Annotated in this window: 14 protein-coding genes and 1 pseudogene; 5 read left to right on the plus strand and 10 right to left on the minus strand. The window is 73.5% G+C overall.

Annotated elements, in window-relative coordinates; translation table 11 throughout:
* Positions 1–184: 184 nt before the first annotated feature.
* Positions 185–1,954 carry a hypothetical protein gene (locus Cba03nite_RS26550; protein ID WP_203751554.1) on the plus strand — a complete coding sequence of 590 codons (1,770 nt, stop codon included), beginning with the start codon at positions 185–187 and terminating at the stop codon, positions 1,952–1,954.
* A gap of 12 nt (positions 1,955–1,966) precedes the next feature.
* Here the strand turns inward: Cba03nite_RS26550 and Cba03nite_RS26555 are convergent, their stop codons facing one another.
* From Cba03nite_RS26555 to Cba03nite_RS26580, 6 genes are all read right to left on the minus strand, one after another.
* Entirely contained in the window at positions 1,967–2,434 is a 468-nt protein-coding gene (locus tag Cba03nite_RS26555; RefSeq protein WP_203751556.1) for a hypothetical protein, read from the minus strand.
* 202 nt (positions 2,435–2,636) lie between these two features.
* Positions 2,637–2,834, minus strand: a complete 198-nt coding sequence (locus Cba03nite_RS26560; RefSeq protein ID WP_203751558.1) for a hypothetical protein — start codon at positions 2,832–2,834, stop codon at positions 2,637–2,639.
* Between the two features lie 281 nt (positions 2,835–3,115).
* Positions 3,116–4,123: a golvesin C-terminal-like domain-containing protein gene (locus tag Cba03nite_RS26565; protein ID WP_203751561.1), complete on the minus strand. Its 1,008-nt coding sequence runs from the start codon at positions 4,121–4,123 to the stop codon at positions 3,116–3,118.
* 171 nt (positions 4,124–4,294) lie between these two features.
* Positions 4,295–4,966, minus strand: a complete 672-nt coding sequence (gene trmB, locus Cba03nite_RS26570) for a tRNA (guanosine(46)-N7)-methyltransferase TrmB (RefSeq protein WP_203751614.1) — start codon at positions 4,964–4,966, stop codon at positions 4,295–4,297.
* Between the two features lie 115 nt (positions 4,967–5,081).
* Positions 5,082–5,306, minus strand: coding sequence for a TM2 domain-containing protein (locus Cba03nite_RS26575; protein ID WP_203751565.1), 225 nt, complete (start codon positions 5,304–5,306; stop codon positions 5,082–5,084).
* 127 nt (positions 5,307–5,433) lie between these two features.
* A complete protein-coding gene (locus Cba03nite_RS26580; RefSeq protein WP_203751568.1) occupies positions 5,434–6,273 on the minus strand; it encodes a hypothetical protein in 840 nt (279 codons plus the stop codon).
* Between the two features lie 297 nt (positions 6,274–6,570).
* On the opposite strand from Cba03nite_RS26580, the gene valS reads away from it, so the two are divergent.
* Positions 6,571–9,072, plus strand: a complete 2,502-nt coding sequence (gene valS, locus Cba03nite_RS26585) for a valine--tRNA ligase (RefSeq protein ID WP_203751571.1) — start codon at positions 6,571–6,573, stop codon at positions 9,070–9,072.
* Between the two features lie 127 nt (positions 9,073–9,199).
* On the opposite strand, the gene Cba03nite_RS26590 is transcribed toward valS, so the two are convergent.
* The 3 genes and pseudogenes from Cba03nite_RS26590 to Cba03nite_RS26600 all read right to left on the minus strand — a co-directional run bounded on the left by Cba03nite_RS26590 (position 9,200) and on the right by Cba03nite_RS26600 (position 11,515).
* A complete protein-coding gene (locus Cba03nite_RS26590; RefSeq protein WP_239126020.1) occupies positions 9,200–10,249 on the minus strand; it encodes an ABC transporter ATP-binding protein in 1,050 nt (349 codons plus the stop codon).
* A gap of 33 nt (positions 10,250–10,282) precedes the next feature.
* Positions 10,283–10,700, minus strand: a pseudogene (locus Cba03nite_RS26595) (TOBE domain-containing protein); the annotation flags it as partial.
* A gap of 245 nt (positions 10,701–10,945) precedes the next feature.
* Entirely contained in the window at positions 10,946–11,515 is a 570-nt protein-coding gene (locus tag Cba03nite_RS26600) for a YceI family protein (RefSeq protein WP_203751579.1), read from the minus strand.
* Positions 11,516–11,685: 170 nt separating this feature from the next.
* Here Cba03nite_RS26600 and Cba03nite_RS26605 point away from each other — a divergent pair, with 170 nt between their 5' ends.
* The 3 genes from Cba03nite_RS26605 to Cba03nite_RS26615 all read left to right on the plus strand — a co-directional run bounded on the left by Cba03nite_RS26605 (position 11,686) and on the right by Cba03nite_RS26615 (position 16,871).
* Positions 11,686–12,591, plus strand: coding sequence for a hypothetical protein (locus Cba03nite_RS26605; protein WP_239126015.1), 906 nt, complete (start codon positions 11,686–11,688; stop codon positions 12,589–12,591).
* The gene (locus Cba03nite_RS26610; RefSeq protein WP_203751582.1) at positions 12,588–14,465 is read left to right on the plus strand and encodes a class I SAM-dependent methyltransferase; all 1,878 of its coding nucleotides are present in this window, start codon (positions 12,588–12,590) and stop codon (positions 14,463–14,465) included. The genes Cba03nite_RS26605 and Cba03nite_RS26610 overlap by 4 nt, the downstream gene beginning before the upstream one ends.
* 105 nt (positions 14,466–14,570) lie before the next feature.
* Complete coding sequence (locus Cba03nite_RS26615) at positions 14,571–16,871, plus strand: transglycosylase domain-containing protein (protein ID WP_203751585.1); 2,301 nt, start codon at positions 14,571–14,573, stop codon at positions 16,869–16,871.
* 67 nt (positions 16,872–16,938) lie between these two features.
* On the opposite strand, the gene Cba03nite_RS26620 is transcribed toward Cba03nite_RS26615, so the two are convergent.
* The coding region (locus Cba03nite_RS26620) for a glycoside hydrolase family 6 protein (protein WP_203751587.1) at positions 16,939–17,397 on the minus strand (459 nt) is incomplete at its 5' end.

Below are 17,397 nucleotides of genomic sequence, written 5' to 3' on the forward strand. Positions count from 1 at the left end.
GGTCGCCGACCCTACCGTCGGCGTGATCGTTCGACTTGCCTGGCACATCGGCGTATCTTGCGCCGTCATACGCCCATGTGCCAGGCAAGTCGGATGACCTTGGACGGGGTGAGGGGGTCCGTCGGGTCAGGAGTGTTGATCTGGGGACTTCACAGGTCGTGGGTGAGCGGGCACGATGGGTTCCATGCCTGAGGGGGGACGGCTGGCCCGCGCACGCGAGCTGGTGCGCGGACTCGACTTCCCGGCTGCCCGGCAGCTGCTCCGGGACCAGCTCGCGCTCGCGCACCAGGACCCGCGCCACGCCGACGCGGCCGAGGCCGACACCGCCGCGCTGTACGCCGGCGTGCTGCTGCACCTGGGCGAACCGCACGCGGCCCGCAGCTGGGCCGCGTACGCCCACGCCGCCGCCCAGGCGCTGCACGGCGACCTGGACCGGCGCACCCTGCACGCGCTCGGCGTGCTGGCGGTCTGCCTGCACCGCACCGGCGCGCTGGACCGGGCGGCCGACGTCTACGACGACCTGATCCGCGACCTCTCGCGGGCCGACGGACCCGACGCCGACCGCACGCTGGCCGCCCGCGCGGACGCGGCCGTGGTCGAGCACGCCCGGGGCAGCTGCGCCGAAGGGCGCCGCCACCTCGCCGAGGCGCTCGCCGCGCACGTGTCCCGGCACGGCCCGGGGCATCCGGTCAACGTACGCATGACCGTCCGGCTGGCCGGGATGTGGCGCGACTGCGGCGACCTCGACCGGGCGCACGAGCTGCTGGAGCAGGCCCGCGAGGAGTCCGCCTGGCTGCCCGCCGACGACGACACGCACCGGCTGCTGCAGGCCGCCACCGGGGCCGTGGCCGACGCCGAGCACCGCTGCGGCACGCCCCCGCCGGAGGAGCAGCGCCTGCGGGCCGCCGACCCCGGGCCGGGCGTGCTGCCGGTGCTAGTGCCCCACCCGGACGACCTCATCCCGGGGCCGCACCACACCGGCCCCGCCCGCGCCGGGGACCCCGACGAGTGGCCCGACGACGAGATCTTCGAGCGTTACGACGACCCCGCGCGCATCCGCCGCACCCGTCAGGCCCCGTCGTCCCCCGACGCCGGGGACGCATCCGGCCACCACCCCGCGACCGGAGCCACACCCGCCAGTGGCCGGCCCGAGCAGCGCACCGCACCGGACGGAGCCCGGCCCGAGCTGGGCGGAACATCCGCCGAGGGTTGGCCCGAGCAGGGCGGTACATCGGCAGGCGGTTGGCCCGAGCAGCGCGGGGCATCCGCCGGGGCCTGGCCCGAGCAGGGCGGGGCGCCTGACCGCAGGTGGCCTGAGCAGCGCACCTCCCGCGACGGCGGCCCGCCGGAGCGGAGTGGCCCGCCCGTCGGGTTCGGCGGGCAGCAGGTGCCGCTGGTGTACCCGGACCGGACCGGCCGGGCGGCACCGAGCAGGCAGGATCTGCCGTTCCCGGTGCCGACCACGCTCCCGCCGGGCCTGCGCACGTCCTACTCCCCGCCCGTGCGCAGGCGGCGCGGCGCGGGCGCGGCGGCGCTGGCCGTGTGCGCGGCGCTTGTCGCCATCACCGCGCTGGTCGGGGCGTTCCTGCTGGCCGACGGGTCCGATCCGGAGCCCGAGCCGACACCGCCCGCCGCCGCCAGTTCGGCGCCGCCGCCGTCGGCGCCCCCGGCCGCCACCGGGCTGGCCCTCGCCGACGAGGGCGAGAAACTGCGCGTGAGCTGGCAGTACCCGGCAGGGGTGGCCGCGGCGGTGGTGCTGTCGGCCGCCCCGGCCGGTGAGCCGATGCGCGCCATGCAGTCGCTGCCCGCCGGGACCCAGACGTTCACCCTGCTCGGCCTCAGCCCACGGCGGGACTACTGCGTCACCGTCACGCTCGTGTACAGCGCCGAGCAGACCGTGATGTCACCGCCGGTGTGCACCGATCGCGGGCGGTCCCCCGCGGCCCGCCCCTGATCCGCCCACCCCCTACCGCACCGCACGCGCCGCCGCCGAGGCGGCCAGCTCGCGCAGCCACAGGCTCTCCCGCTTGCGCCGCTCCATGAGGGCCAGCACCGCGGGCGGCAGCGCGCCGTGCCGCAACTGCTGGGCCACCAGCCCGGCCAGCGTCATCACCGGAAGGTCGTAGGAGCTGTCCACCGCGAACGTGAGCAGCTCGGCGACCAGATCCGGGGGCAGGTCCGGCGGCAGCAGCGGGCAGACCGCGCCGAGCACGCTGTCCACCGGCCAGCCGCCGTGCGCGCGGCGCTGCCGCAGCAGGGCGTGCACCAGCGCCGTCAGCTGCGGGCGGGGCAGCCCGGCCACCGGCTCCAGCAGCGGCCGCAGCCCCGCGCCTCCGCCGGCGCGGCGCGCGGCCACCAGCCCGGCCGCGGCGGCGTCCAGGTCACCGCTCGTGATCCACGCCGTGACCTGGTCGACGTGTTCGGCATAGGTCACCGGCCGGGGCATCTGCCACCCGCCCGGGTCGGCACTCCACCCGGCACCGGGCACCGGTCACCCGGCGGCTCTCCGTGCTCGGCAAGACAGTCCACAATGGTCGGCATCGTCATGCCGGCGGAGTCTAGGCAGGGGGACCGACAAACACGGATCCGCCGACCCCGGCGGGACCGGGATCGGCGGATCGAGGTGCGAAAACGGCTCAGCCGGCGCGGCGGTTCGCCCACAGGCGCGGGCCGTGGCCCTGGCTCTTCTTGGGCGCGAACGCCTGCTTGCCGTACGCCTGCTGCTGGCCGGACTGCTTGCCCTTGGCGCGCCGCTCGGCGCGGTTCATCGGCTGCTGCTCGGCCTCGGCGGTCTCGTCCGGCGCGGGCTGCTCCGAGCTGTGATCTTCACGCATGAGTGTCTCCTACGGATGCGGGCACGCCGACAGCCGCCTTCGCGGGCAGGGCGTGGGGAAACGACGGATCAGGCGCGCGGCCCTCGACGGGGCGGCGCGGCACGCTCACCGCGCACGTCGAGCGGCGCGGGCGTGGGGATCACGCTCAGATGTACATGCGCAGGAGCCTAGCAGGCCCCACGATGATCCGCACCTGCGAAACGGCCCACCCGCGGCCGACGCGCCCGCCATGCCGTGGGTGCGACATGGCGGGCGCGTCGCAGATCGGCCGGAGCCGGCGATCAGACGCGGGTCAGCTTGACCGCGTCCGCGATGACGTAGCCGGAGGTGCTGGTCCAGCGGCTCACGCCGACGGCGTTGTAGTCGCCCGCGGCCAGCGTGAACGTGCCGAGGGTGACCCATTTACCGCCGTTGGCCTGCTGGTTCACCTGGACGGTGGTGTTGCCGCCGGTGGTCACGACGACGTACGGCGTGGTCGTGTTGTACCCGGCGACGGCCGGATACCAGACCTCGACCCGGTAGCTCGCGGTCGCCGGGACGGCGAACTTGTACCAGGCGGCGTCCGAGACGGCCTGCGGGTTGGCGTACCGGTAGTCGGCGCCGTACCGCTGCGCCGAGTAGGTCGACGTGCCCCAGTTGGCCGAGGCGGTGAAGCGGCCCGCGGTGGTGTTGTCCACGGTCTGCGTCCACGACGGCGGCGTGGTCCCGTTGACCAGCTGCATGAAGTACGTCCAGTTCCACCGCGAACCGGGGTCGGTGTGGGTGGCGCCGGGGACCTCGTTGTGGCCGATGATGTGGGCACGGTCGCGCGGGATGCCGTACTTGCTGGTCACGCTGCGCACGATGGCCGCCGACGCCTGGTACATCTGCTCGGTGTACCAGCCGTCCTGCTCGACGTAGCCCTCGTGCTCGATGCCGATCGACTGGGTGTTGTAGGTCCAGTTGCCGGCGTGCCAGGCCACGTCGGCCTCGCGCACCATCTGCGTCACGGCGCCGCCCTTGGAGACGACGTAGTGGGCGCTGACCTGCGCGGCCGGGTTCTGGAACCAGTTGATCGCGCTGGTGTACGAGCCCTGGATGGTGTGGATCACCACGTAGTTGATGTTGTAGTCGGACTCGCGGCTGGCGTTGGTGTAGTTGCTGGTGCTGGCCGGCACCCAGGCCGCCGGGCCGTAGTCGGTGCTGGCCTGGGCGGCGGTGGGCACGGCGAGCAGCGTGCCGAGGGTCAGCGCGACGCCGCCGCCGAACGCCGCGGCACGGCGCAGCAGGGGTGACAGGGTGGCCACCATGGAGGTCCTCCCGGGGTAAGAGGGACTGGTGGCCTGACATTAATGAGAATGCATCGATTCCGTCGAGAACCTACAAGTAACAAGTAGACGACGAAACTTAGCTACGTCCTAAGCCGAGGGTTAAGAAGGGCACCTTCTACAACGCATAGCGTTAAGAAGGTGCCCTTCCTTTCAGTGGGTGCGGTGGTGGAGGAGGTCGAAGATCTGGCGGCCGGCGGCGACGCCGCGCTGCTCGAACTTGGTGACCGGGCGGTGCGCGGGGCGGGGGGCGAAGCCGTCGTGCAGGTTGGCCAGGCCGTCGGCGGCGGCGAGCACCTCGGCCATCTGCTCGGCGTAGTCGGCCCAGTCGGTGGCGCAGTGCAGGACGCCGCCGACGACCAGGCGCGAGCGGATCAGCGCCACGTTGTCCGGCTGGATCAGGCGGCGCTTGTGGTGACGGGCCTTGGGCCACGGGTCGGGGAAGTAGACGTGCACGGCGGCGAGGGAGCCCGGGGCGATCATGTGCCGGAGCAGGTGCAGCGCGTCGCCCTGGGCGACCCGGACGTTGGTGAGCCCGCGCTCCTCGACCACGGCCAGCAGGTTGCCCAGGCCGGGCGGGAAGACCTCGACGGCCAGGTAGTCGCGGTCCGGATCGGCCGCGGCCATGGCCACGGTGGCGTCGCCCATCCCGGAACCGATCTCCAGCACCAGCGGCGCGCTGCGGCCGAACAGGGCGGCCTGGTCCAGCGGTGGGTACGGGTCGGCGATGGTCACGCCGTAGGTCGGCCACAGCCTGGTCAGCGCGTCCTCGTGCCGCCCGCTCACCCGCCCGCGACGGGGGTAGAAGGTGGTGATGCGCGTCATGTGGCGGCCGTCTTCGCGCGCGCCGGCCAGGTCAGAGGTGGTCACAAGACAGTCAGGATACAGCGGCGGCCCCCCGCGCCCGCCGGGCGCGAGGGGCCGCACGGACCGCGTCAGGTCACTTGACGAGCGGCTGGCCCTGCTTGTCGTCGAACTTGCCGATCAGGATCAGGATGAAGTCGATGAACGTCCAGATGCCGAAGGCGCCGAGCGTGATCAGCTGCAGGATGCCGGTGCCGATCTTGCCGGTGTAGAAGCGGTGCACGCCCAGGGTGCCCAGGAAGATGCAGAGCAGCAGGGTGACGAGCCAGGACTTGCCGGTGGTGGCCGGAGCGGTGGTCACAGTCGTTTTCCTTCGGATCAAAGGGGTGTACCGATCACCGAGCCGTGATCGGCGAGTTCGGACCGTAACAACAGGCACTCCCGGTAACAACCGTCACTCGGGCACACCGCCCTGGCTTGACGGTTGATCAGCAGATGCGGTCGACCGGGATCCGGGCGACGGCGGCGGCCCCGGCGGGCAGCTGCTGCACCTGCCCGCCCTTGGTCCAGAAGTCCGGCGCGTCGACCTGCTTGCGCAGCTGCCTGTCCTGGTCGGGGGTCGCCACGATCACCTCCAGGGTGCGCACGCCCATCTTGGCGTCGGCGGCCACCTCCTGGCGCCCCAGCGGGATACCCCACGCCACCCAGCGTCCGCCGTCGCGCACGATCTCCCCGACGTACGGGAAGTGCGCGTTGGTCCCGCCCCCGGTCACGAAGATCCAGAGCTTGCCGCTGTCGTACGCGGGCTGCCACTGCCCCGTCAGGTTGACCTGATACCCGACGGCCAGCGCCGAGCCGACCGACCCGTACTGATCGACGTCCACGTCGAGGACCAGGCAGTCCGTGCCCGGACCCGCCCAGGCGACCGCCGACACGGACGGCGACGGGGACGGCGGCGCGGCAGCCGACGGGACGGCGGAGGCGCTGGCCGCGGCGGCCGGCGCCGGGCCGATCGCGGCCTCGTCCTTGAACAGCACCGGCACGAGCGCCGTGACGAGCGCTGCCAGCACCGCGCCGCCGGCGCCGAGCCAGGCCACCGTCAGCGCGGTGCGCCGGTCGGCCTCGGGGCCGCCCGCCGGGGGCACCCGGCGGCGGCTCGCCCGCGCCGCACGCCACTGTGCGGCGCCCAGCGTCAGCGCTCCGATGAGGACCACGGCGACGATGCCGGGCACGCCGAGCATGAAGTAACCGAAGTAGGCCGCGCAGGCCGCGACGAGCACGCTCGCGACATAAGCCGCGATCGGGCGCGGGGAGGCAGGATTGGTCACACGCCACTATCGATCGATGTCGTCACTGAGCGCAATGGCCCGACTCATCGGAGTGACGACACTTCCGGAGTGATCCGGCGATGACCGGATGCGCGCGCCCCGGCCGACCGGCTACCATCGTGCCAACCGAGCGATGCCGAAGGAGGAGCCATGACCCACGCGCTCTCCGCATCGTTCGTCGTACGCGTAGCCGACTCGGGCCGCGCGTAGTCATCCTTCGATCACCGCGCCCCGGCGCGCGGTGGTCGAACCCGGCCTCCCCCTCGCGTACGGGCGCCTGTTCCCCGAGGTGAGGTCATGAGCCTTCCGGACAAGCCGACCATCGACGGTCTCCCTGACAAGTGGGCACGGCGCTGGGAAGACCAGCGCGTGTACCGCTTCGACCGCGACGCGCCGCGCGAGCGCGTGTTCGCCATCGACACCCCGCCCCCGACGGCCAGCGGCGAGCTGCACGTGGGGCACGTGTTCTCGTACACCCAGACCGACGTCATCGCCCGTTTCCAGCGCATGCGGGGCCGGGCCGTGTTCTACCCGATGGGGTGGGACGACAACGGCCTGCCCACCGAGCGCCGGGTGCAGCAGTTCTACGGCGTGCGCTGCGACCCGTCGCTGCCCTACGACCCGCGCTTCACCCCGCCGGAGAAGCCGGGCAAGGCCCAGCTGCCGATCTCGCGGCGCAACTTCATCGAGCTGTGCGAACGCCTGACCGCCCGCGACGAGGAGGCGTTCGAGCAGGTGTGGCGGCTGGTGGGGCTGTCGGTGGACTGGTCGCTGCTGTACACGACGATCGGCACGCGGGCCCGCGCCGTGTCGCAGCGCGCCTTCCTGCGCGCACTGGCGCGCGGCGAGGCGTATCCGGCACAGGCGCCGACGCTGTGGGACACCACGTTCCGGACCGCGGTGGCCCAGGCGGAGCTGGAGGACCGGGACCGGCCGGGGGCGTACCACCGGCTGGCCTTCCACCCCGACGGGACCGCGCCGATCATCGTGGCGACCACGCGCCCGGAACTGCTGCCCGCCTGCGTGGCGCTGGTGGCGCACCCGGACGACGAGCGTTACCGGCCGCTGTTCGGCAGCACGGTGCGCACGCCGCTGTTCGGGACGCGGGTGCCGGTGCTGCCGCACCGCCTGGCCGACCCGGCCAAGGGCACCGGCATCGCCATGGTGTGCACCTTCGGCGACACCACCGACGTGATCTGGTGGCGCGAGCTGGACCTGCCCACCCGTCCCGTGCTCGGCTTCGACGGCCGCTTCCTGCCCGACGCGCCCGACGGGCTGTCCGAGGCAGGCCGCGAGCTGTACGGACAGCTCGCCGGGGCCACCGTGCAAACCGGGCGGGAACGGGTGACCGCGCTGCTGCGCGAGCACGGCGACCTGCTCGGCGAGCCCGAGCCGATCACCCACCCGGTGAAGTTCTACGAGCGCGGCGACAAGCCGCTGGAGATCGTGTCGACGCGGCAGTGGTACATCCGCAACGGGGGGCGCGACGCCGCGCTGCGCGAGCGGCTGCTGGAGCGCGGGCGCGAGCTGGCCTGGCAGCCGCCGCACATGCGCACCCGGTACGAGCACTGGGTGCACGGGCTGGCCGGGGACTGGCTGATCAGCCGCCAGCGCTTCTTCGGCGTGCCCATCCCGGTGTGGTATCCGCTGGACGCCGACGGCCAGCCCCTGCACGACCGCCCGATCACCCCGGCCGAGGACACGCTGCCGATCGACCCCAGCTCAGACGCCCCGCCCGGCTACACCGAGGAGCAGCGCGGACGGCCCGGCGGCTTCACGGCCGACCCGGACGTGATGGACACCTGGGCCACCTCCTCGCTCACCCCGCAGATCGCGGGCGGCTGGGGGTCCGACGACGCCCTGTTCGCCAAGGTGTTCCCGATGGACCTGCGGCCGCAGTCCCACGAGATCATCCGGACCTGGCTGTTCGCGACGGTGCTGCGCGCCCATACCGAGCACGGCACGCTGCCCTGGCGCACCGCCGCCATCGCAGGCTGGATCCTCGACCCCGACCGCAAGAAGATGTCGAAGTCGGTCGGCAACGTGGTGACGCCGCTGGGGCTGCTGCGGGAGTACGGCTCCGACGCGGTGCGCTACTGGGCCGCCGCCGCCCGGCCCGGCGCCGACACGGCCTTCGACACCGGGCAGATGCGGGTGGGGCGGCGGCTCGCCATGAAGATCCTCAACGCCACCCGGTTCGTGCTCGGGCTTGGCGAGCCCGGTCCGGCCGCCACGGTGACCGAGCCGCTGGACCGCGCCCTGCTCACCGCGCTCCGCCCGGTGATCGGCGAGGCGTCGAACGCGCTGGAGCAGTACGACGCCGGCCGTGCCCTGGACGCCGCCGAGCGCTTCTTCTGGCTGTTCTGCGACGACTACCTGGAGCTGGTGAAGCAGCGCGCGTACGGGCAGCACGGCGACGCGGCGGCGGACTCGGCGCGGCTCGCGCTGCGTACCGCCCTGTCGGTGCTGCTGCGGCTGCTCGCCCCGGTGCTGCCGTTCGTGACCGAGGAGGCCTGGTCCTGGTGGCAGCCCGGCTCGATCCACCGCGCCCCCTGGCCGTCTGCGTCCGACCTGGACGGCCACGCGGGTGACCCCGCGCTGCTGGCCGCCGCGACGGAGGCGATCGAGGCGGTGCGCCGCGCCAAGTCCGCCGCCAAGGTGTCCATGCGCACCCCGGTGCCCCTGCTCACCGCCCCCGACGACGCCTACTTCCCGCTCATCGAGCGCGACATCCGCGACGCCGGCGTGATCGAGTCCGTCACCCGCCACCCCCACCCCACCTACCTCGCTCACCTCTGAGCGGTGGCGAGCGCGTCATGATCGCCGTCTCGTGTCAGAAAGTGTGGTCCAGCCCCACTTTCTGACACGAGACGGCGATCTTCGCCAACCCGCCCGCGTAACCGGACCACGGCCGGGGGCGGCCGGGTCAGTACGGGTAGGCGCGGGTCTCGGAAGCCTTCACCGCAGCCCAGACCTCCGAGCCCGGGAGCAGGCCGAGGGAGGCCGCCGCGGCGGGGGTGATCTCGGCGGCGGCCTGGATCGGGCCGCCCAGCTCGACGCGCAGGTGGTCGCCGTGCGGCAGCACTCCGACCACGGTCGCCGCCCAGGTGTTCCGGGGGCTGCCCGCGGGCCGCTGCGGATACAGCGCCACGGCCGCGGGCGGGAACGCCAGGAACGCCTCCCCGTGCACCTCGTCGTCGGCAATCATGGTGAACCCGCCGTCCAGGGTGACGTCGTGCCCGGCGGCCCGGCCGCGGTAGAGGTTCAGCCCGACGAGGCGGGCGACGTACTCCGTGCGCGGGCGCGCGGTGACCGTGGCGGCGTCGCCCTCCTGCACGATGCGCCCGTCCTCGATGATCACCAGCCGGTCCGCGAGCACCAGCGCGTCCAGCGGATCGTGTGTGATCAGCAGCGTCGCGCCCTCGTGTGCGCGCAGGTCGTGGTGCAGCCGGGCCCGCGTCTCCATCCGGGTCCGGGCGTCCAGCGCGGCCAGCGGCTCGTCCAGCAGGAGCAGATCAGGGTGTACGGCCAGCGCCCGCGCCAGCGCCACCCGCTGCGCCTGCCCTCCGGACAGCTGCCGGGGGCGCCGCGCGGCGTACTCGGCCAGCCCGAAGCGCTCCAGCCAGCGCTGCGCCTCGACGCGGGCGGCGCGGCGGCCGGCGCCCCGGGAGCGGGGCCCGAAGGCGACGTTCTCCAGCGCGGACAGGTGCGGGAAGAGCAGGTGGTCCTGGAACACGACGCCGACGCGGCGGCGTTCGGGCGGCACGTACACGTCGGCCGCCGGGTCGTCGAGGAGCACCTCGCCCAGGCGCAGCCGGCCGCCGTGCAGCGGCAGCAGCCCGGCCAGGGCGCGCAGCGCGGTGGTCTTGCCCGCGCCGTTGGGCCCGAGCAGCGCGACGACCTCGCCCGGCCCGGCGGTGAGCGCCACGTCCAGCCGGAACCGGGGCCGCTCGACGACGAGATGCGCGCTGAGCAGCGCCCGCTCGGCGGGCCACCCGCCAACCAGGGTCACGGGCTCGGCGCGCGGCCCGGACGGGTCAGTCACGTTCGACGACCACGTTCGTGGACTTGATGACGGCGACCGCGACGCTGCCGATGTCGAGGCCCAGCTCGTCGACGGCCTCGCGGCTCATCAGCGACACCACCCGGAACGGCCCGGCCTGGATGTCGACCTGCGCCATGACGGTGTCCTTGACGATGGCGGTGACGATGCCGCGCATCCGGTTGCGGGCCGAGGAGCGGTCGGCGCGGCCGTCCGGGTCGTCGGCCCGCGCGCGGGCGTACGCCGCTAGGTCTCCCCCGGCCACCACCCGGTGCCCGTGCTCGTCGCGGCGCGCGGGCAGCCGCCCCGAGTCGACGAGCCGGCGCACGGTGTCGGCGCTGACACCCAGCAGCTCAGCGGCCTCACCGATCCGGAATGCGGTCATGCAGCGAATCTACCCCTCGCATCTGCGACCACCCGCCGCCCTTCACCCGATCCCGCCCCGCCTCCCGCCCGCCGGGTCTCGATCATCCGAGTTGCCTGGCACATGGGCGTATCTTGAGCCGTCATACGCCCATGTGCCAGGCAACTCGGGGGATCTTGGACGCGCGGCCGCGACCGTCCGCGCGGCACGCTCCCCCAACGAAAGCGTGCCGGCGCGTGGTCGCGGCCGCGCGGAGCCCGTCCAGGTCAGGCCTGGCGAACCGCCTCGCCCTCGATCTCGATCTTCAGCGTCTTGCCGAGCATCATGCCGCCGGTCTCCAGGGCCTGGTTCCAGGTCACGTTGAAGTCCTCGCGGTCGATCTCGGTGGTCGCGCTGAAACCGATGACCTCCTGGCCGTACGGGCTCTTCTGCACGCCACCGAACTCGAGCTCCAGCTCGACGCGCTTGGTGACGTCCTTGATGGTCAGGTCGCCGACGAGGATGAAGTTCTCGCCGGACACCGCGCGCAGGCCCGTGCTGCGGAAGCTCAGCTCCGGGTACTTCTCGGCCTCGAGGAAGTCGCCGGTGCGCAGGTGGTTGTCCCGGTCGGCGACACCGGTGTCGATGCTGACGGCCTGGATCACGGCGTTGACCGAGGAGTCCAGCGGCTCCTCCGCGATGACGATCTCACCGGCCACGTCCTTGAACGCGCCGCGCACCTTGCTCACCACCAGGTGCCGGATGACGAACCCGACCCGCGTGTGGGCGGGGTCGAGCACGAAGGTGCCGGCGGTCGGGATGGTGAGACCGTGCCAGGTACGGGTGTTCGTGGTCATGACGATGTCCTCCAGGTTCGTGGCGGAAGCCTTTACGTGATGGTTCAACTATACGCGCCGCAACGATATTTCCACCCATGGGCCGGAACTTTTCCGGCGTGTCGGACGCGACAGTGCGGCTTCTGCGAGGATTGCGTGACATATAGGCAACTGCGGGGGCGCCCACAGTCATGCACCACGTGAACCACTTCTACGGCCACGCCGCGATCCTGGGCGCGTGGTGCGGGCTGACCGACCCGCAGCCACGGGTGCGGGGCTACCTGCAGCACGGCTGGAACATCGGGGACGGCTGGGAGCTGCACGCCCGGATCGAGGGACACGATCCGCTGCTGGTGTGGTCCGAGCAGACCCGCCGCCGCGCCTGGTCGCTCGGCCGCCGCAACGTGTTCGTGCTGGGCGCGCCGTGGGCGTACCTGCTGCGGATGACGCCCGAGGAGCCCGCGCCCCGCGCCGGGACCGTCTTCTACCCCTTCCACGGCTGGGAGAAGCAGGAGGTGCTCGGCGACCACCGGCGGCTCGTGGACACCATCCGCGCCGTGGAGACCGAGCCGGTCACCATCTGCCTGCACTGGAACGAGTACACCGCGCCCCGGGTCCGCGACGTGTACGAGCGCGCCGGGTTCGAGGTCGTCTGCCACGGCCGGCGCGGCTGGGGGCGGCGCGACGGCGACCCGGACTTCCTGCACCGCCAGCTCGCCACGCTGCGGCGGCACCGGCGGGTGGCGTCCAACCGGCTGTCCACGGCGGTCCTCTACGGCATCACCGCGGGCTGCGAACCCGCCGTGTACGGCGACCCGATGACCCTGGACGGCGAGGACCAGACCATGGGCGGCGCCGAGCGGGTCCGCCGCCAGTGGGCGCCGCTGCACGGCGAGCAGGTGGACCTGCCCACCGCCCGCGCGATCGCCCACGACGAGCTGGGCCTGGCCCACCTCGCCTCCCCCGCCGAGCTGCGCGCGCTGCTCGGCTGGCCGGAGCCGCCCGGCACGGCGGCCCCGCCCGGCCTCGCGGCGCGCCCCACCACGGCCGGCGCCCGGCCCGCCACGCCGGTCGCGACAGTGAGGGAGGCAGCGTGAGCACGGTCGAACGCGATCGCCGGACCGCCGGGGGGACGGCCGCGCGGACCCCGGTGGAGATGCCGCACTGGTCCGACCTCACCGGCCCGCCGGGCCCGTGCGGGGGTCGCGCCGCCGTGACGCTGCTGGCCCGTGCCGTGTCCCCGCTCGCACGGGTGCTGGTCGCCGGGCCGCACGAACCGGCGCTCGTCGCCGGGCTGCCCGTGCCGCCCGAGCGGATCACCTGGCTGCTGCGCTCGCGCCACGACGCCGTCGACGCGGCGCGGGCCGCCGGCGCGGAGGTGGTGTGCGGCGGGCCGGAGGCGGTAGCCGGGCGATCGTACGACGTGATCGTGGCCCTGGACGGGCTGGACCGGGTCGTTTCGGCCGAGGGCCCGCAGGCGGGCTGGGTGCCCGCGCTCGACGCGCTCGCGGCGCTGCTCGCGCCGGGCGGGCTGCTGCTGCTCGGGGTCGCCAACCCGCTGGGCGTACACGAGCTGACCGCGCTGACGCCCACCCCGCACGAGGCGGCCGACCGGCACTGGCACGCGCCCGCCGCCGCCGATCCCGACCGGCCCGGCAGCCCGGACCGGCTGCGCGCGGTGCTGGCCCGCGACGGCCTGACGGTGCGCCGACTGTGGCTGGGCTACCCCGACCCGCTCGCCCCCGTGTTGCTGCTCGACCCGGAGGCCTGCGGCCCCGACGCGCCCGGGGGTATGGGCGCGGCGGTGGACCTCGCGCTCGCGGGCGCCTGGGCGGGCAGGGACGGAGCAGCGGTGCTCAGTGACCCGCACACCCTCGCGGCCGACGCGCTCGCCAACGGGCTGGGCTCGGCCTTCGCCCCGCTGTGGCTGGTGGCGGCCGTCCGGCCGAGCACCACGGTGCCGCAGGCCGACACATCCGCCGGACCAGGCATCCCAGAAGGTTCCCTCGCCACTTCTGGGATGCATCCCGGCCACGGACCGATGCCGGAGAGCGGCGAGCGGCCGGCCGCCCGCTCCGGCGCGGTGTTGCCAGAGCTGATCCATGCCGAGCCCGCAGCGGGACCACACACGGCGACCTGGACCTTCACGGGAGCCGAACGTGCGGCCGTCACCTCAGCCGCCCCGGACGGCGAGCTGTTCGGGATCACCCGGGACGTCGCGGCGGTGGCCGGACCTGTCCCTGCCGGGCCCGGGTTCGAGCGGGTGCTGCGGGACGCGTGCCGCCGCCGGGACACGCCACGGGTGCGCGCGCTGCTGGCCGCGTACGCGGACTGGCTGCGCGGCCGCACCGACGAGCAGGGGCAGGTCGCCGGGGCGTACGCATGCACGGGTCTGGACGGGCTGGCGCTGTCCCCCGGCGGCCCGGCCGTGCTCGACCCGTCGTGGTCGGCGGGGCCGCGGCCGCTCGCGGTGGTGCTGGCGCGCACCCTGCACCGGTTCGCGGAGCGGCTGCTGACCGGCGGCGCCGTGCACCCGTGGCCCAGCACCCTGGACGCCGCAGAGCTGACGCTGGTCCTCGTCGGCGCGGCCGGGGAACGGCCGGACCCGGCCGCGGTGACCGCCGCCGTGGAGTTCGACGCGGACCTGCGGGCCGCCGCCGCGGGGCTGGATCAGGCCGGGCGCGACCGGCTGGCGCGGCGGGCCGCCACGGTCGGCACCGGCACCGCGCCGGACGTCGCCGCATACCGGGAGCTGCTGCTGGCCGACCGGCGGCTGCGCGGCGAGCTGGAACACGCGCGCGGGGTGGCGGCCCGCGCGGAGCAGCAGCGGCGGGCGGCCGAGGAGGCGGCCCGGGCCGCGCGGCAGACCGTCGCGCAGCTGAAGGGCTCGGCGAGCTTCCGGCTGGGCCGGGCGCTGCTGGCCCCGGCCCGCTGGGCGCGGGGGGCGGCCCGGCGGTTCCGCCGCAGGTAGGTGGATATGCCCAGCTCAAGTGCGATGTATCCCACAAAACCTGGCAGATCGGAGATCTCCGGGCAGGCTTGAGCATCCCCCGCCTCCTCCCCCGAAGGTGCCGTGATGCCGCAGCTCAACCGGATGACCCGACTCACGTTGCTGGCCGTGGTCGCCGGAGCGGTCGTCGCCGCCGGGGCCATGCCCGCCGCGGCGCTGGCGAACTGGGCCGTGGAGCAGTCCGCACCGGCGTACGACGAGCTGCCGGACGTGCTCAAGCACCCCACCACGGCGCAGGCGAGCTACCTGTACGCCAACGACGGCAAGACCGTGGTCACCACCTTCTACGACGAGAACCGGCGTGACGTGACCCTGGCCGAGGTGGCCCCGGTCGCGGCGCAGGCCGTGGTCGCGGCCGAGGACGCGCGCTTCTACTCCCACCACGGCGTCGACCTCAAGGGCGTGCTGCGGGCGGTGGTCGCCAACGGGACCAGCGGCGGCGTCTCCCAGGGCGCCTCGACGCTGACCATGCAGTACGTGCGCAACGTGCTCAAGGGCGACCCGTCGCTGTCGCCGGAGGAGCGGGCGGCCGCCACGGAGCAGTCGGCCACCCGCAAGATCCGTGAGGCGCGCTACGCGCTGGCGGTGGAGAAGCAGCTCACCAAGGAGCAGATCCTTGAGCGCTACCTGAACATCGCGTACTTCGGCGCCGGGGCGTACGGCATCTACGCCGCGTCGCACACGTACTTCTCCAAGGATCCGGCGAAGCTGACCCTGGGCGAGGGGTCGCTGCTGGCCGGGCTGCTGCAGTCGCCCGAGGCGGACAACCCGCTGACCGGCGACGAGAAGCAGGCGCTGGGGCGGCGCGAGTACGTGCTGGCCGCGATGACCGGCACCGGCGCGATCACGCAGGCGCAGGCCGACGCGGCGCGCGCGGTCACCCCGAAGTTCAAGCGCGGCGCCAGCCCGAACGACTGCACCGCCTCGCGCGCCGGCTGGGGCTTCTTCTGCGACTACTTCCGCAGCTGGTGGCGTGATCAGAGCGCGTTCGGCGACACCGCCGAGCTGCGCGAGCAGGCACTGCGCCAGGGCGGCTACCGCATCGTCACCACGCTGGACCCGAAGCTGCAGAACGCGGCCCAGCAGCAGGTCACCAAGGTGTACGGGTACACGAACAAGCGCGCCCTGCCGATGGCCGTGGTGCAGCCGGGCACCGGCAAGGTGCTCGCGCTGGCGGTCAACCGGCACTACAGCGCCGCGGCCGGCGCCGGCAACACCATGAACCAGCTCGTCGCGGGCGGCGGCAGCGTCTACGGCTACCAGGCCGGCTCGACGTTCAAGATGTTCACCATGCTCGCCGCGCTGGAGGCCGGCAAGACGCTGGACACCACGTTCGACTCGCCGTCGCGGCTGAAGACGATCTGGCCGGAGCCGAAGGACAGCCCGGTCAGCTGCGACGGCTACTGGTGCCCGAAGAACGACAACAGCTCCTGGATGGACGGCAGGCGCAACATGTGGACCGGTTTCGGCCGGTCGGTGAACACCTACTTCGTGTGGCTGGAGCAGGAGACCGGCGCGGACAAGACCATCGCCATGGCGCAGCGCCTCGGCGCGCAGTTCCGCCACCCGAACGACGCCGAGCACGCCGCGACCGACGCGGCCGGCTGGGGCTCGTTCGTGCTGGGCGCCTCGCTGACCACTCCGCTGGACCTCGCGAACGCGTACGCCACGCTGGCCGCCGACGGCGTCTACTGCACGCCGCAGCCGGTGGAGTCGGTGACCGACGCCGCGGGCCGGGCGCTGGACGTGGTCCACCCCGGCTGCAACCCGGTGCTCGACCCGGAGGTGGCCCGCGCGGCGACCGACGCGGCGCGCTGCCCGGTGGGCCAGACCGGCGCCTTCGGGCGTTGCGACGGCGGCACCGCGACCGCCGTGTCCGGGCTGCTCGGCGGCCGCCCCGTCGCGGGCAAGACCGGCAGCTCGCAGGACAACATGACGGAGACGTTCGCGGCGTTCACCCCGCAGCTCGCGGCGGCGGCGATCGCGGCCAACCCGGACAGCCACGCCGACGCGGTGGGCGCCGCGGTGCTGCCGAAGGTGTACCGCGCGGTCGCGCAGACGCTGGCCACCGGCTCGGAAGGGCTGGAGGTCAAGGACTTCCCGGCCCCGTCGCAGGAGCGGGCGTTCGCCCCGCGCCAGCAGGAGCCCGAGGAGAAGCCGAAGCCCGAGAAGTCCCGTGACGACGACCGTCATCGCGACAACGACAACCGCCGCGGCAACGACGGCGACACGCCGAGCAACGGGGACGACGGCAACGGCGGGAACGACGGCTCCGGCAACGACGGCGGCTCGGAGAACGAGAGCGACTCCGGCGGCCGGGACGACCGCGGCAGCCGCTTCCGCCTGCCGTTCGGCATCGGCGGCTGACCCGCAGGACGCAAGGAAGGGCACCTTCTACATCGCAAAGCGATGAGAAGGTGCCCTTCTTACTCGGTCAGGACAGCGGGGGATACGCGTTGGCCATCAGCTGCTGGAACTGGGCCGAGAACCACTGACCCGAGATCGGGGCGTTGCCCAGCGCGCCGCTCATGTTGTTGCCGTTGAGCTGGTTACCGGTGTAGGTCGGGTCGCACATCCGGTCGAAGCCCTTGCCCTCGTTGTTCGGGATCAGCGAGCTGGACCCGTCGGACTCGCCCGGAGGCTTGATCCACACGTAGGCGTCGATACCCGACTGCGGAGCGGCGGTCGGGCGCTCGCCCATGCCGGCACCGGCCTGGTTGCACCAGTTGCCGAGGTGGATACGACGGTCGATACGCGACTGGTTGATGTAGGTGTCCAGCACGGTCGAGGTGCTGGCCGCGGCGGGACGCGTGGTCTGGATCGGCTGGCACGGGGTCTGCACGCAGTTGCCCCAGCCGTTGCGCGAGGTGTCGATCAGCATGCCGATGTTGGA

Origin of the sequence: Catellatospora bangladeshensis, from assembly GCF_016862575.1 — a bacterium.
Lineage (GTDB): Bacteria > Actinomycetota > Actinomycetes > Mycobacteriales > Micromonosporaceae > Catellatospora > Catellatospora bangladeshensis.

Excerpts from the sequence above, each read along its gene's own strand:
- trmB (WP_203751614.1), bottom strand. The coding sequence starts at position 4,966 with ATGACGCGCATCACCACCTTCTACCCCCGTCGCGGGCGGGTGAGCGGG.
- Cba03nite_RS26565 (WP_203751561.1), bottom strand. The coding sequence starts at position 4,123 with ATGGTGGCCACCCTGTCACCCCTGCTGCGCCGTGCCGCGGCGTTCGGC.
- Cba03nite_RS26615 (WP_203751585.1), top strand. The coding sequence starts at position 14,571 with ATGCCGCAGCTCAACCGGATGACCCGACTCACGTTGCTGGCCGTGGTC.
- valS (WP_203751571.1), top strand. The coding sequence starts at position 6,571 with ATGAGCCTTCCGGACAAGCCGACCATCGACGGTCTCCCTGACAAGTGG.
- Cba03nite_RS26600 (WP_203751579.1), bottom strand. The coding sequence starts at position 11,515 with ATGACCACGAACACCCGTACCTGGCACGGTCTCACCATCCCGACCGCC.
- Cba03nite_RS26550 (WP_203751554.1), top strand. The coding sequence starts at position 185 with ATGCCTGAGGGGGGACGGCTGGCCCGCGCACGCGAGCTGGTGCGCGGA.
- Cba03nite_RS26560 (WP_203751558.1), bottom strand. The coding sequence starts at position 2,834 with ATGCGTGAAGATCACAGCTCGGAGCAGCCCGCGCCGGACGAGACCGCC.
- Cba03nite_RS26605 (WP_239126015.1), top strand. The coding sequence starts at position 11,686 with ATGCACCACGTGAACCACTTCTACGGCCACGCCGCGATCCTGGGCGCG.